Here is a 14,711-nt window from a genome sequence, read left to right as displayed (position 1 = left end):
TAACCTACCTAAGGCAACCCTTGGCTCGTTATCTTGTGAGGCAGACCCATGACTTCGATACCGTCCGCGCCGCATCGCGACGGCTATGTCCCCGTTCCCGCGCACACCGCCGCAGAATATCGAGAGGCTGGGTACTGGACCGGAAGACCACTCGGCGATCTGCTGCGCCACTCCGCGCGGAAATATCCGCGGCGGCCGGCGCTGCTCGATGACAACGGCGCACACACCTACGCCGAAGTCGACGCCGCGGCGGATCGGATGGCCCACGGGTTGCTCGCGCTGGGCATCGCCCCCGGCGACCGGGTGGTGGTCCAGTTGCCGAACGTGCCGGAGTTCCTGACCGTGCTGTTCGGACTGTTGCGAGCCGGAATCATCCCCGTCCTGAGCCTGCCCGCGCACCGGCGCGCCGAGATCGAACACCTGGCCGAACTTTCCGAGGCGGTCGGCTATATCGTCCCCGACCGATCCGGCGACTTCGACTACCGTGAACTGGCCACGACCGTGCGTGCCGCCGTGCCCTCGCTGCGCCACATCCTGGTGCTCGGCGAGCCGGGCCCCTACACAGATCTGAGCTCGATCCCACGCGAGGGCGGTCAGCTGCCTGCGATCGATCCGAGTGATATCGCTTTGATGCTGGTCTCCGGCGGCACAACCGGACTGCCCAAACTGATCGCGCGTACCCACGACGACTACGTCTACAACGCGACGGCCAGCGCCGAAGTGTGCGAACTGACCGAGCACGACGTGTATCTCGCGACACTGCCTGCCGCGCACAACTTTCCGCTCGCCTGCCCGGGCATTCTCGGCGCCGTCGGCGTCGGCGCCGCGATGGTGTTCATCAGCGATCCGAGCCCCGAGAACGCGTTCGCCGCCATCGAGCGGCACGGCGTGACGGTCACGGCGGTGGTGCCGCCGCTGGCCCAGCTCTGGTGCGCCGCCACCGAATGGGAAGCGGCCGACCTGAGCACGCTGCGGCTGCTGCAGGTCGGCGGCGCCCGGCTGGCCGAGGTCAACGCGACGGAGGTGACTCCCGCGCTGGGCGCCACTCTGCAACAGGTATTCGGGATGGCCGAAGGTCTGCTCAACTACACCCGGGTCGATGATCCGGTCGAATTGCTGCACACCACGCAGGGCAGTCCGCTGTCGCCCGCCGACGAGATCCGCGTGGTGGACGGCGAGGGAAACGACGTCGCCCCCGGCGCCGAGGGCGAGTTGCTGACCAGGGGTCCGTACACGATCCGCGGCTACTACCGCGCACCCGAGCACAACACGCGCGCGTTCACCCCGGACGGCTTCTACCGCAGCGGCGATCTGGTGCGCCGCCTGCCCAGCGGACATCTCGTGGTGTCCGGGCGGATCAAGGACGTGATCAACCGCGGCGGCGAGAACGTCTCCTGCGACGAGCTCGAGGAGCACCTGCTCGCGCACCCGGCCGTCCGGCATGCCGCCGCCGTGGGACTGCCCGACTCCGCGCTGGGCGAGAAAGTCTGCGCTGTCCTGGTCGTCGACGGGGAGATGCCGACCCTCGCCGCGATCAAGACTTTTCTCGCCGCTCGCGGACTGGCCACCTACAAACTGCCGGACGTGCTGCGTCGCAGCGACAAGCTGCCGATCACCGCGGTCGGCAAGATCGACAAGAAAGCGCTGCGCGCCGAAGGGTGAACAGCATCCGGCCGCAAGACCGGCGGGCAGCGCGGCATCGGCGCCCTGCCCGTTCGCTTCGCCGCTCAGGCTTTTACCACGTACGGCGCGATGCTGGCGAGCTTCTCGCAGGTCTCCTCGAACTCCCGCTCCGGCCGGGACTGACCCACGATCCCGGCGCCCGCGCGCAGCCAGGCGCCCTCGGTGTTCTGGTACACCGCGCGCAGCACGAGGGTCGCCTCCATCGCGCCGGTCGGCGAAATAGTCAGTACCGCACCGGAATACAGTCCGCGCGGATCGTGGTCGAGGCGGAACACCGAGTCGACACCCGCGCGCTTGGGAATGCCGGAAGCGGTGACCGAGGGGAACAGCATCTCCAGCGCGTCCCAGCAGGACCGGTCGGCGGCGAGCCGCCCGCGCACCGTAGACGCCAGGTGTTGCACGCTGCCGCGCTCGCGCACGGCCATGAAGTCCGACACCGCCGGCGTGCCGGGATCGGCTATCGCCCCGATCTCGGCGAACGAGGTCTGTACCGAAATCGCGTGCTCCACGATCTCTTTCGGATCGGTGACCAGATCCGCGCGGGCGGCCGAATCGGCCGCCGCGCCGCGACCGAAGGCGCGGGTACCGGCCAGCGGCTCGGTGGTCACCACGCGCTCGTCGTCCACGGACACGACCAGTTCCGGGCTGAAGCCCGCCGCCGCCAAGCCGCCGAGGCGCAACAGGAACGACCGCGCCGGCGTGTTGTGCGCGCGACCGAGCCGATACGTGGCCGGAATATCGACCGGGAACGACAGATCGACCTTTCGGGACAGGATGACTTTGTGGTACCGACCAGCCTGGATCTCGCCGATCGCCTCGGCTACCCGGCCCTGATAGCCGGTGGGGTCGACGTGGATATCGGTCGGATGCGCCGTCGGCAGTCCGGTGTTCTGCGACTGCGCGATCAGATCATGGATGTCGCCGGTCTCGGCGGGCGTCGCGCCGGACACCCGGACACCGAATTCGCCGAGGCGTACCTCGATGCGGGGAATCATGAGGCGGGCCAGCGCGGCACTCGGGTCGATGTGCCCGGTCGCGTCGAGCGCCCACGCGCAGAACTCGAATCCGATCCAGCCGTAGGCATTTCGCCCTTCCAGCGGCAACGTGCCGAGCGCGCGGTCGATCACGGCGGCCGGATTGCCCGCCCAGCCGCTGGCGGTGCGCTGCCCCGCCCAGGTGACCCGCAACTCGCGCGCATCCAGTTCGACACCCCCGACCGGATCGGCGGCGAACACCCACTCCCCCGGCCGCTCGTACATCACGTACTCGCCGAACCGATCCGACGCCGCCAGCTGGGACATCGCCGCCGCCGGATCGGTCACATACTCAACCCGCAGGCGTTCCGTGGTCGACAACGATCCTCCAAGAGTTACCCTGACCTAACTAATGAAAAATTAGGTTAGCATTACCTGGCTGCGACGGCTCTCCTCCGCCGTCGGACGCCCGGTCCGCGAGGGCCCGTCAACGGTGCGCCCGACTTCGCCAGAGCAGGCCGTATTCCAGTAATTCACTGAGCCACAACGCAATCAGCGTCATCGCGATAGTTCTCGCCCAGCTGACCCGGCTAGTGGCGCGCTTGTGATCGCTGCGCGGGCGATGACCGAAGAGCTTTGGCGGCGCTCGGATACCGACAATCCCTCGCATCGGGTACACCCGCACGACCGGAACTCACTGTGCCGACTGCCTGCGCGGAATCGACCCGGGGGGATTGAATAGTAAAAGAGCGTCATTTGCGGAAAGAAGAACGCGGAGGGAAGAACATCGATGATCGATCACCGCGGCGATGCACCCGCGACCGCCCGACCCGGGACCACACCGAAGTCGGTGGTGGCCCTGATCGACGCCGCGTCGGGGGTGGAACGCCAACTCGTCGGCACCTGGCTGGCCGATGGCGGAATCGGCGCGGAATTCGGCACCGACGCCCCGGTTACCCAGTTGGACCTGGACACCGACGCCGTCGCCACCCAGTTGGTCAGCAGGCGCGACGATCCGCTGGTGGTGCCGATCCGGGTGCTGTGGCTGCCGCCGGAACGCGACGGCGTGCGGCGGGTCACCTTCGCCGACCTGGCCCTGATGACCAATCCGCGCAAACCCAACCGGCTGGCCCAGCGCAGCCTGCTCACCAAGTCGCCGGACCGGCACGTCGTGTTGACCGGCGCGCCCGCCCGGCTCAGCGAGCTGCGAGCCAACCAGCCGGAGGCGGCGGCGCTGCTCGAAAAGGGCACCGCCGAGCCACTGGCCCGCGCCATCGTGCGCGCGGCCGTGGTGGCGCTCGAACGCGCCGAACGGACCATCATCGGCGACCGGTACAAGGTGCCCCGGCTGGTCGCCGAGGAAATCCTCGACCACCCCGGCTTCCTGCGCCGGCTGGAACTGATCGCCGACCAGATCGGGGCGAGCCCGGACGAGGTGTACCGCCGTGCGGAGAGATCGCTCAACGAACTCGTCGCCGCCCAGAGCAGGCTGGTCTCGGATCTGTTCACCCAGGCCATGCGGCCGGTGCACGCCTCGACCTGGAACGTGGACTGCGACGGGTCCGGGCTCGCCGGGCTGCGCGATCTGAACCGCCGGTATCCACTGGTATTCCTGCCTTCGCATCGCTCGTATGTCGACGCGTTCGTGCTCGGTGACGTGCTTGCCCGCAACGACTTTCCGCCGAATCACGTGATAGGCGGCGCGAACCTGAGCTTCTGGCCGCTCGGGCCGATCGCCCGGCGAACCGGAACGGTCTTCATCCGGCGCAGTTTCGGCGACGACGAGGTGTACAAGGCCGTGGTCGAGGAGTACTTCGCCTACCTGCTGGCCAAGCGCTTCAACCTGGAGTGGTACTTCGAGGGCGGCCGCACCCGCACCGGCAAGCTGCGCCCGCCGCGCTACGGTTTGCTGAACTATCTCGCCGCGGCGGTGCGCTCGAATCGTGTCGACGACGTCATGCTGGTCCCGGTCTCGATCACTTACGAGCGGCTCAACGAACTCGGCGCCATTGCCACCGAACAGGTCGGCGGCAAGAAGAAGCCCGAAGGGCTGGCCTGGCTCGCACGCTACATCCGCAGCCAACAGCACTCCGCCGGACATGTGTACGTGCGTTTCGGCCAGCCGCTGTCGGCCCGTGAGCGTCTCGCCGCGCACGGCGACCCGCTCACCGTCGCGCCGCTCAGCATCCCACTGCACCGGACCGAGCCGATCCCGCCGCGTCGCGCCGAGGCGGGCGCGGCCGAGCACAACGAGCCGCCGGAAACCACGGAGTTGGAACGCAAAGCCGTGCAGCGGTTGGCGTTCGACGTCGCGGTCGGGATCAACGCGGTTACGCCGATCACGGTCAACGCGTTGGTCACCCTCGCGCTGCTGGGCGTGGACGGGCGCGCCCTCACCCTCGGCGAGGTGCGCAGCGTGCTCGCGCCGGTGCTGGGCTACATCGACGAGCGCGGACTGCCGGGCGGTGAACTCGACGCTCTGCGCGACGACAAGGGCTTGGCCGTCGTGCTGGGACAGCTCTCCTTGGCCAAGGTTGTCACGGTGTACCGCGGCGGGCTGGAACCGGTGTACTCGATCAAATCGGGCGCGCATCTCGAGGCCGCGTTCTACCGCAACAGCGCCGTGCACTGGTTCGTCAACCGCGCGATCCTCGAGCTGTCCATCCTCGCCGGGTTCGACTCCGATGACGACGACGCGCTGGAAGCCGGCTGGGACGAAGCGTTCCGCCTGCGTGACATGCTCAAGTTCGAATTCTTCTTCCCGGAGCGCCGTGAGTTCGCCGACCAGATCGTCGCGGAGATGGTCCTGGTCGACCCGGACTGGTACAGCCACACCCGCCGCGACACCCACAGCGCGGACGTCCTGGGGAGACTCACCGCCTCCGGATTCATGATGGCCCACCGTGTGCTGCGCGCATTCTTCGATGCGCAACTCGTGGTGGCGGAGCGGCTCGCCGCGCGGGACCCGGGCGACGAGATCGACCGCAAGAGGTTCATCGCCGAATGCGTGGCCGTCGGCAAGCAGATGATGCTGCAGCAGCGGCTGCACAGCCCGGAGTCGGTCTCCACCGAGTTGTTCACCAGTGCGCTGAAACTCGCCGACAACCGCGATCTGGTGGCGCCGGCTACGGACGACTCGGCCGAACGTCGCGTGGAATTGGCCCAGCGCAGAACGGAATTCGCCGAACGCCTGCGGGCTATCGGTGCCCGCATCGCGCAGGCCGCCGCGCTGGACCCGTCGAACATACCCACCCGGTGAGCGATCGTCGCGAAATGCCGTGCCACACAGGAGGTTCGATGACCGACGCGCGCGCTGACCTCGCCGCCGCCGTCGCCGCCATTCGCTCCGGGCCGCAGGGCCCCGAGGTCGCCGCGGTGTTCGACTTCGGCGGCACGGTCGTCGACGGGCCAGGGCCGCGACGCCTGTCACGCCGCCGCAAGCCCGCGGACGTGCTGCTCGGCGGCATCCGCAACGGCATGACCGACAGTCGATACGACCAATTCCTGCAGCAGCTACCCGAAGCGCTGGCCGGGCGCCGCGAACAGGAACTGGACGAGCTGGGCCGGAAGTTGTTCCGGCGCACCGTCTACGGGTACCTGTATCCCGAAGCATGGCAGCTGATCCACACCCACCGGGCAGCCGGGCACACGGTACTGCTGGTGACCTCGCTGACCAGGTTCCAGGTGCTGCCCGCGGCGACGCAACTGGGCATCACGCACGTGCGCTATACGCCGATGGCCACCAGCGACGGAGCGCTCACCGGGTACCCGGACGCAAGGACGCTGTGGCGCGACGGCAAGGCCGCCGCGGTCAGCGAGTTCGCCGCGGCCCACCGCGTGGATCTCGGACGCAGCTACGCCTACGCCGACACGATTGCCGACCTGCGCCTGCTGTCGCTGGTCGGGCATGCGGTGGCGGTGAATCCCGATGACGCGCTGGCCGAGATCGCCGACCGCCGGCGCTGGCGAAAGCTGGCGTTTCGACCGCGCCGACCGCCGCGTGTGAGCGATTACGCGCGCACCGCCGCCGGATTCGCCGGACTGCTCGGCGGTGCGCTCGGCGGCGTCGCGTCGAAGGCGTCCACCGGAGACCGCCGGCAGATGGCCGATGCCCTGATGGCGCACGCGGCACGCAATACGCTGCGCATCGCCGGGGTGCACGTGCGAGTCACCGGCGCCGAGTATGCCGAGTCACCACGACCCGCCGTCTTTCTGTTCAATCATCAGAGCCAGTTCGACGTCATCATCGTGCCGCACGTACTCGGCGGCGGCGTGACCGGCGTCGGGAAGAAGGAGCTCACCAAGAATCCGGTCTTCGGGCCGCTGATGCGCTTCGTCGGCGTGACCTTCATCGATCGAGCGAATACCGCGCAGGCGAAGGCGGCGCTACGACCGGTCGTGGAAACTCTGCGCGGCGGGCTGTCGATCGCGATGGCGCCGGAGGGCACCCGCTCGTACACTCCCGAGGTCGGTCCGTTCAAGAAGGGCGCGTTCCATATCGCGATCCAGGCCGGGGTACCGGTGATCCCGGTGGTCATTCGCAACGCGGGCGAGATCTGCTGGCGCAATGCGATGGTCGCCCGGCCCGGGACCGTGGATGTGGCGATCCTCGAGCCCATCGACGTCAGCGGGTGGAACCCGGATGACATGGACGACGATGTGGCGCGAGTGCGACAGCTGTTCGTCGACACGCTCCTGAACTGGCCCTAGCGCATCCCGGTGGTCGGCGCCGAGCGCACGCTCAGACGGCGCGGCCGAACAGCAGCTTCCACGGCATGAGCGCCGACTCGAGCTGCACCTGCAGGCTCATCTTGGACGCGCCGAGCGTTCGCTCCTCGAACCGGATGGGAACTTCGGCGATCGCGATCCCCTGCTTGATCGTGCGGTAGTTCATCTCGACCTGGAAGGAGTATCCGTTGCTGCGGATCGAGGCGACGTCGATGGTGCGCAGGGTGTCGGCCTTCCACGCCTTGAAGCCCGCGGTGGCGTCCTTGACGCCCAAGCGCAGGATCAGGTTGACGTAGAAGTTGGCCCACGCCGACAGCGCCTTGCGGTACCACTTCCACTCCACGGCCGTGGAGCCGCCGGGGACGTAGCGGGAGCCGAGCACCACGCCGGCATCGGTGCTCGTCAGCTTCTCCAACATGGTCGGGACGACTTCGGCGGGATGCGAGAGGTCGGCGTCCATCTGGATCACCACGTCCGCGCCCTCGTCCAGCGCCCGTGTGATGCCCGCGACATATGCCCGACCGAGCCCGTCCTTCTCGGTCCGGTGCAGCACACCGACCACGTTCGGCAGTTCGGCGGCCAGCTTGTCCGCCACCTCGCCGGTGCCGTCCGGCGAGCTGTCGTCCACCACGAGCACGTGCAGGTCGGGCACGGGCAGCGCGGTCAGGCGCTCCACCGCAACCGGCAGATTCTCCCGCTCGTTGAAGGTCGGCACAACAACGGTAACCCTCAAGGGTCGCCCTCCCTGCTGATCCTGGTGTCCGCTCGCAGCCCACGCCAGGACCACCGAGCATTCGTCGAGTTCTGCCAGAACCGTACTCGATAGCACCGACCGCGGGCCGAGCGGCCGCACCCGGCGCGATGCCGCTCGAGCCTCCGACCTGCAGCTCAAGATCAACTTCTCCATCCGGGGAACACTTCGCCGCCCCGTCACCGCGCCCCGGCGGACTTCACGGCGTGCGCGGCGACTGCGGCAAATCCCGATATGGTTGCCCGAATCCTTTGCCGCACAACGCAATAGTTATGCGCCGGTGTCCCCGTCCCGCCACGTCCGGTCCTGCGCGTCCGCACGCTCGTTACGGGCGTGCACGATTTCCAGCGCCCGTTCCGCCGTCGCCCGGTCCGGATAAGGACCCATTCGATCGCGGAACCAGCACTGGCGACCTTGTTCGGCACGTTTATGCTTCAAGCAGTAGTACCAGCGCTCAGCCATGCCTCCAGCATCTCACCGAACAGCACATCCCATCCCCATTTCGTGGTCGCCGTTCATAGCGGCGGGCCCCTGGCCGGAATTCGCGGCCGGGGCCTACCAAAGACTCCGATAATGGATCACCGAGTCGCATATCAGAGCCGCACCGAACACGGCGAAGAGTATGCGCACCGAAGTCGGCACATATGTGCTGAGAATGCGAACGACCTTTCGATACACCCGGCGCGCTGCGACCGTGCGCCGCATGGCGAGGCCGAGAATTACCAAGGGCGGCAGCAATGCGAGCGTGCAGTAGCCGACGATGATCAGTGGCCACAGGGACGGCAGCGGATTACGTGCGGAGATCATCGCGAGCCCGGCCAAATAGGGCACCGCCGTCGGCGCCTGCGCAACGCCGATCGCCACGCCGATCACGGCGAGCAACCACGGCTGCCGCCGCATGGCGGTTCCCCGCTTCTGGTGCGTCTGTCCGGTCATCCGCATGCCGGCGAGGCCGATCAGCGCCGCGCCGACAATGAGCTCGCCCCAATACCGCATCAGCGGGGTGATCTCGAGGTCGACCAAATCGGTCAGAAAGCCGATCCCGAGGACTGTGCAGATACCGAAGGCGGTGGTGGCTGCGAAAACGCCCGCCAGCAAGCTCAGACCGCCGACCAGCGGCGAGCGCCGAGCCAGCCGACTGTCGTAGACGACGGCCGTGGTGACACCGATGAGCAGCACGTCCAGCGAATCGAGGAAGGCGAATCCCGCCAGTGCGAGGAGAAGGATCGACATGGCGGCGCCAGCCTACTCGGGGCGGAGCCGAGGCCCGCAGCCCAGTCTCGAAGCCCTCTGCCGCACTGTATGATTCGTCACATCTCGCAATCACGCCGCGGCGCGTAGTCCGACACGCGCAGCCCACTGAACGGGGCCCGCGCAGGGTGATACGGATCGACCATGACGTGAACACCCGAATCGGAACCGACCGCGATCACGAGCTTCAGCTGTCCGCGGCGAACCCTTCGGGCGGACCGTTGGGGGTGGCACCCTATAAGACAGTAGGAACCGAAAACGGCTCATGCCCGCTACGAGCATGAGCCGAATATGAGTGAAGTGGCCAGGGCCGGGATCGAACCGGCGACCTTCCGCTTTTCAGGCGGACGCTCGTACCAACTGAGCTACCTGGCCGCAGGCACCCGAATTGAATGCCATACGTCAAACGCCGGATAAATCCGGCGCCGACTTGCGACCCTGACGGGACTCGAACCCGCGACCTCCGCCGTGACAGGGCGGCGCGCTAACCAACTGCGCCACAGGGCCATGCTCTGCTACCAACGATCCGAAGATCGTACCCCCTACGGGATTCGAACCCGCGCTACCGCCTTGAAAGGGCGGCGTCCTAGGCCGCTAGACGAAGGGGGCTCGTCCCGGATTTCTCCGGACCGGCTTCAACGGCTTTCCGTTGGGAGCTGGGATAGCTTATGACAGACCGGACTCGAATCCCAAACCGGCTGGTCAGAGGCCCAAACCGAGCTCCTCCAAACGTGCCCGTTCGCGCCAGCCCGCGCTGCGGAACTGCTGCAGCCAGTCCAGCGTGGCCATCGCTTCGACCACCACCTCGAGCGCCTCCTCGAAACGCGACCGCAGATCGGCCTGACCAGCGAGCAGATCCACCAGGTATCGCTGACCGGCGAGCGCCGCCGCCAGCGTGCGAGTGAACCGGTCCGGGTCGGCGTCGGCGCGCAACTGACCCTGGTCGATAGCGCGCACCGTGAGCACCTTGGTCGTCCGGCCGAGGATGCCCCCGCCGCCGGCTGCTATGTCACCGCGGAAATCCGGCTCGATGATCAGCCGGTACTCCGCTTGCACGATGATGTCGTGCTCCAGCCGCAACGCGATCTCGTCGAGCATCCCGTGCAGGATGTCCAGTGGACTGAGATCCGTTCGCGCAAGCCATCGCTCGGCGGACGCGCGGTAGCGCTCCACCGCGGTGCCCAGCACCGCGCGTGCCAGGTCTTCCTTGGAATCGAAATGGAAGTACATGGCGCCCTTGGTGGCACGCGACCCTTCCAGTATGCGGTTGAGCGATGCCGCGGCATAGCCGCTCTTGCCGAACTCAACGGCGGCGGACCTGATAATCGCCGCCCGTGTCCGGCGGGCCCGCTCTTGCTGCCGTGCCATGCTCGAAACGCCTCCGAAGCCTACTCGTCGCCAAGCAGCCACCCCCAAAGGAACGGACCCTTGGCGCGAATTCATGGTTTTATCAATACTGCAAACCGGGTTTTCGAGCCCGCTTCAAACCTTCGGTACGAAAACTCGCGAGAAACCTGAAACACACCGGCTGGTATAGTTTCCCTGCCCGGGTGCGCCGCAGGGGGTGCGCATCCGGGTATTTCTTCGTTTCAGATCTGCCTCCTCCTGCGGCGTCGAGTTCCACCGAGACACGCCCGGCCGAGCCGGCCGCGGCCCCTTCGGACACAACAACGACAAGCCGGATTCCGCAGCGCCAACCGAATCGGCGATCCTTTCGGAATTCACCAAGGCGTCACCGTACCCGGAATCCCGATACGACACGCGACAAACTGAAGAGTCGGCTCGCCACTCGATTTCGCTTTCTTTGCAGCAAATAATCCGCAACCTATCCGCGCGGTCCAGCGGCGCGAATTCATCAGCAGCCCAGCGATGTTCACCCGAGTCGACCGACAGACCGAGCGACCGATCGCCACGCGGGCCGCGCCGGCCAACCCGGCCCGCACACCTCGCCCAGTCCGGCCCCTTCACCCCCGCCGAATCCAAAGATATTGTCAGCCAACATGTTTGGATGATATCCAGATCCGGTTACGATGAACAAAGCTGGGTGGCAGATGTTTACCGGCTGCATCGCCGTGTGCCCGCACCGCGTTACCCTCCCGCGGGCAGCGCACAACGCGTCCCCGCGTCACGCCGACCCCACCAATCCACCGCACCCCACCGACACGAACTCCCCCGATTGGGGTATCGCCCACCGGTCGCACTACACTGATCCTCTGCGCCCCTATAGCTCAGTTGGTAGAGCTACGGACTTTTAATCCGCAGGTCGTAGGTTCGAGCCCTACTGGGGGCACGCGCGTCGGGCGTCCGGGCTCCCCGGGCGCCCGACCTGGTTTCGCCGGGTTTTCCGCTTCCCCGCACCTCACAACGGAGAACAGGTCGCACGCTCACTCCAGCTCTGGAAACGGCGGCGGTGCGGACGCCTGCTTCCGCACCGGCGCGTGCGGGGCCTGATCGTGCGCGGTGCGGACCAGTTCGGGCGAGTCATCGAGCCGAACGGACCGCACGATTCCAGTGCAGGCGCACACACCCGCGGACCGAAGATCATCGCCGACGATCTCGAAGCCGGCTCACCGACGACATCATCGGATCGACGTCATCGGATCGAAATAATCGGATCGGCATCATCGGATCGGCATGGGCCCGGAACATGGACAACGCGCCGCCGGATAGCGGCTGACACGCTCTGCGGTGTGCCCCTTGCACCGCCACGCCAACCGGACATTGCCATTTTCGACGCAGTGTGTGCTACCGCACCCTGGCTAACAGCCCCGAGACCGGCGGCGATAGTCCTCTCAGTCTGGGCCGACCCCCTACACTCGTGTAGATCACCGAACGGCTGAGAAGTCTGCTGACGTGAATCACGAGGGCATCGCGATCGTCCAACGGATGCGTTTCGCATCACACCTACGGTGCCGTAAGGTATGGCCGAATCGGTATCGGTCTACTTTGGGATGACGAGCACGACCGGGACACACACTGAAGGGTTCATACATGGCAAGGGATCTGACTCAACTCGAGCTGCTCACGGAGTTGGAGCCGGTTGCCGAAGAAAACGTCAACCGGCACCTTTCTCTGGCAAAGGAATGGCATCCGCACGACTACGTCCCGTGGGACGAAGGCCGCAATTTCGCGGCACTCGGTGGCATCGATTGGGATCCTGAGCAGTCCCGCCTCAGTGAGGTTGCGAAGGCAGCCATGATCACCAACCTGCTCACCGAGGACAACCTGCCCTCGTATCACCGGGAGATCGCCGAGAACTTCTCCCAGGACGGCGCCTGGGGCACCTGGGTGGGCCGGTGGACCGCCGAGGAGAACCGGCACGGCATCGTGATGCGCGACTACCTGGTTGTCACCCGCGGCGTCGATCCGGTCGCCCTCGAGCAAGCTCGCATGGTCCACATGACCAACGGCTTCGCCTCTCCCGCCGACGCCGACGCCGGATTCCTGCACTCCGTCGCGTACGTCACCTTTCAGGAGCTGGCCACCCGGGTCAGCCACCGCAACACCGGCAGGGTCTGTGACGATCCGATCGCCGACCGCATGCTGCAGCGCGTCGCCGCCGACGAGAACCTGCACATGATCTTCTACCGCAACATGTGCGGCGCCGCCCTCGACCTGGTGCCGGATCAGGCCCTCGAGGCCATCACGCTGATCCTGGAGAACTTCCAGATGCCCGGTGCCGGCATGCCCAACTTCCGCCGCAACGGTGTGCTCATGGCCAAGCACGGCATCTACGATCCGCGCCAGCATTTGGAGGAAATCGTCCAGCCGGTGCTGAAGAAGTGGAACATCTTCGAGCGCACCGATTTCACCGCGCGCGGTGAAGCGGTCCGCGAGCGCCTCGGCCTGTTCCTGGACAAGCTGGCCAAAGACGTAATCAAGTTCGAGGAGCAGCGCGACCGCATGCTCGCGCGCGAAGCCGCCAAGCGCGACCGCGAGTTGGCGGTCAGCACGGTCGGCTGACCCGCCGACACAAACTGCGCCGCCGTCCAGAACTCGGGCGGCGGCGACGACTCGGACGGCGTCAACTCGGACGACGGCGACTCCGGCGGTGGGGTTGTGGATCTCGTCTGCCCGACCCGCCGACCCGCACCGGCCAACTTACGTGCGGAAATGAGACACTGGTCGGCGTGACGATGACTACCGAGGCGAAGACGACACTGCGGATCGGGCCGTATTCGGTCGATCCGCCGGTCGTGCTGGCGCCGATGGCGGGCATCACGAATCTGGCGTTTCGCAAGTTGTGCCGCGAGTTCGGCAGCCCGACCTCGATCTATGTGTGCGAGATGATCACCGCGCGGGCGGTGGTGGAGCGCAACGAGAAGACGCTGCACATGATGTCCTTCGACGCCGACGAGTACCCGCGGTCGATGCAGCTCTACGGCGTGGACCCGGCGACGCTCGGCGAAGCCGTACGAATCATCGTCGGCGAGGGCCGGGCCGATCACATCGACCTCAATCTGGGCTGCCCGGTGCCCAAAGTCACCCGCCTCGGCGGCGGCGCCGCGCTGCCCTATAAGCGGACGCTGTTCCGCCGTATCGTGCGCGCGATGGTGGATGCCGCCGAGCCGGCGGGTGTTCCGGTGACCGTGAAGTTCCGCATCGGCATCGACGAGGAGCACCTCACCTATCTGGACGCGGGACGCATCGCGGAAGCCGAAGGCGCGCAGGCGGTCGCGCTGCATGCGCGCACAGCGGCGCAGCGCTACTCCGGACAGGCCGACTGGACCGCGATAGCCCGCCTCAAGGAGGCTGTGACCACCATCCCGGTACTGGGCAATGGCGACATCTTCTCGGCCGCCGATGCCGTTCGCATGATGGACGAGACCGGCTGCGACGGCGTGGTCGTCGGCCGCGGTTGCCTCGGCCGGCCGTGGCTGTTCGCCGAACTGCAGGCCGCGCTGCGCGGCGAGCCGCTGCCCGCGGCCCCCGATCTGGGCCGCGTCGGCGCCGTGCTGTACCGGCACGGCGCACTGCTGGCGGAGCATCTCGGCGAGGAAAAGGCCATGCGCGACCTGCGCAAGCACATGGCCTGGTATCTGATGGGATTCCCGGTCGGGGCCGACCTGCGCCGCGCGTTCGCGACCGTCGCCGGCCTCACCCAACTGGAAGATCTCGTCGGACAACTCGATCCGACCGCCCCTTTCCCGAAGGATGCCGAAGGCCCACGCGGACGCCAAGGCTCGCCGGGAAAGGTCGCGCTGCCGCACGGATGGCTCGTCGACCCTGACGATCCGGACGTGCCACATGGCGCCGATGTGATGCATAGCGGCGGATGATCGGGCAATCCCGCAGCGAATGACCGTGTCGAATATTGCCACGAC

Annotated in this window: 9 protein-coding genes and 4 tRNA genes; 6 read left to right on the top strand and 7 right to left on the bottom strand. The window is 66.9% G+C overall.

Going from position 1 to position 14,711, the window contains the following annotated elements; genetic code table 11:
- Positions 1-48: 48 nt before the first annotated feature.
- A complete protein-coding gene (locus ACT86A_RS20260) occupies positions 49-1,662 on the top strand; it encodes a (2,3-dihydroxybenzoyl)adenylate synthase (RefSeq protein WP_445093737.1) in 1,614 nt (537 codons plus the stop codon).
- Between the two features lie 65 nt (positions 1,663-1,727).
- Here ACT86A_RS20260 and ACT86A_RS20255 read toward each other — a convergent pair whose 3' ends face one another.
- Positions 1,728-3,038, bottom strand: a complete 1,311-nt coding sequence (locus ACT86A_RS20255; RefSeq protein ID WP_445093736.1) for a salicylate synthase — start codon at positions 3,036-3,038, stop codon at positions 1,728-1,730.
- 409 nt (positions 3,039-3,447) lie between these two features.
- Between ACT86A_RS20255 and ACT86A_RS20250 the strand changes: the two genes are divergently transcribed.
- Both ACT86A_RS20250 and ACT86A_RS20245 read left to right on the top strand, forming a co-directional pair.
- A complete protein-coding gene (locus tag ACT86A_RS20250; RefSeq protein ID WP_445093735.1) occupies positions 3,448-5,916 on the top strand; it encodes a glycerol-3-phosphate 1-O-acyltransferase in 2,469 nt (822 codons plus the stop codon).
- Between the two features lie 38 nt (positions 5,917-5,954).
- Positions 5,955-7,367: an HAD-IB family hydrolase gene (locus tag ACT86A_RS20245; protein WP_445093734.1), complete on the top strand. Its 1,413-nt coding sequence runs from the start codon at positions 5,955-5,957 to the stop codon at positions 7,365-7,367.
- 31 nt (positions 7,368-7,398) lie between these two features.
- On the opposite strand, the gene ACT86A_RS20240 is transcribed toward ACT86A_RS20245, so the two are convergent.
- The 6 genes from ACT86A_RS20240 to ACT86A_RS20215 form a co-directional block, all read right to left on the bottom strand.
- The gene (locus ACT86A_RS20240) at positions 7,399-8,118 is read right to left on the bottom strand and encodes a polyprenol monophosphomannose synthase (RefSeq protein WP_445093733.1); all 720 of its coding nucleotides are present in this window, start codon (positions 8,116-8,118) and stop codon (positions 7,399-7,401) included.
- Positions 8,119-8,691: 573 nt separating this feature from the next.
- Entirely contained in the window at positions 8,692-9,369 is a 678-nt protein-coding gene (locus tag ACT86A_RS20235; RefSeq protein ID WP_445093732.1) for a GAP family protein, read from the bottom strand.
- 319 nt (positions 9,370-9,688) lie between these two features.
- Positions 9,689-9,762, bottom strand: a tRNA-Phe gene (locus tag ACT86A_RS20230).
- Between the two features lie 58 nt (positions 9,763-9,820).
- A tRNA-Asp gene (locus tag ACT86A_RS20225) sits at positions 9,821-9,894 on the bottom strand.
- A 29-nt stretch (positions 9,895-9,923) separates the two neighbouring features.
- Positions 9,924-9,996, bottom strand: a tRNA-Glu gene (locus ACT86A_RS20220).
- Between the two features lie 93 nt (positions 9,997-10,089).
- Positions 10,090-10,755: a TetR family transcriptional regulator gene (locus ACT86A_RS20215; RefSeq protein ID WP_445093731.1), complete on the bottom strand. Its 666-nt coding sequence runs from the start codon at positions 10,753-10,755 to the stop codon at positions 10,090-10,092.
- Positions 10,756-11,604: 849 nt separating this feature from the next.
- Between ACT86A_RS20215 and ACT86A_RS20210 the strand changes: the two genes are divergently transcribed.
- The 3 genes from ACT86A_RS20210 to dusB all read left to right on the top strand — a co-directional run bounded on the left by ACT86A_RS20210 (position 11,605) and on the right by dusB (position 14,666).
- Positions 11,605-11,677 (top strand) — tRNA-Lys (locus ACT86A_RS20210).
- 701 nt (positions 11,678-12,378) lie between these two features.
- Complete coding sequence (locus ACT86A_RS20205) at positions 12,379-13,350, top strand: acyl-ACP desaturase (RefSeq protein ID WP_445093730.1); 972 nt, start codon at positions 12,379-12,381, stop codon at positions 13,348-13,350.
- Positions 13,351-13,523: 173 nt separating this feature from the next.
- Complete coding sequence (gene dusB, locus ACT86A_RS20200; protein WP_445093831.1) at positions 13,524-14,666, top strand: tRNA dihydrouridine synthase DusB; 1,143 nt, start codon at positions 13,524-13,526, stop codon at positions 14,664-14,666.
- Positions 14,667-14,711: the final 45 nt, after the last annotated feature.

It is taken from the genome of Nocardia glycosmidis (genome assembly GCF_052545115.1).
Note: the sequence above shows the minus strand (reverse complement) of the source record. Positions and strands in the feature narration are given on the sequence as shown.

What these genes read in the sequence shown, in the direction of transcription:
- ACT86A_RS20260 (WP_445093737.1), top strand. Translation starts at nt 49, where the DNA reads ATGACTTCGATACCGTCCGCGCCGCATCGCGACGGCTATGTCCCCGTT.
- ACT86A_RS20250 (WP_445093735.1), top strand. Translation starts at nt 3,448, where the DNA reads ATGATCGATCACCGCGGCGATGCACCCGCGACCGCCCGACCCGGGACC.
- ACT86A_RS20245 (WP_445093734.1), top strand. Translation starts at nt 5,955, where the DNA reads ATGACCGACGCGCGCGCTGACCTCGCCGCCGCCGTCGCCGCCATTCGC.
- ACT86A_RS20235 (WP_445093732.1), bottom strand. Translation starts at nt 9,369, where the DNA reads ATGTCGATCCTTCTCCTCGCACTGGCGGGATTCGCCTTCCTCGATTCG.
- ACT86A_RS20215 (WP_445093731.1), bottom strand. Translation starts at nt 10,755, where the DNA reads ATGGCACGGCAGCAAGAGCGGGCCCGCCGGACACGGGCGGCGATTATC.
- ACT86A_RS20205 (WP_445093730.1), top strand. Translation starts at nt 12,379, where the DNA reads ATGGCAAGGGATCTGACTCAACTCGAGCTGCTCACGGAGTTGGAGCCG.
- dusB (WP_445093831.1), top strand. Translation starts at nt 13,524, where the DNA reads ATGACTACCGAGGCGAAGACGACACTGCGGATCGGGCCGTATTCGGTC.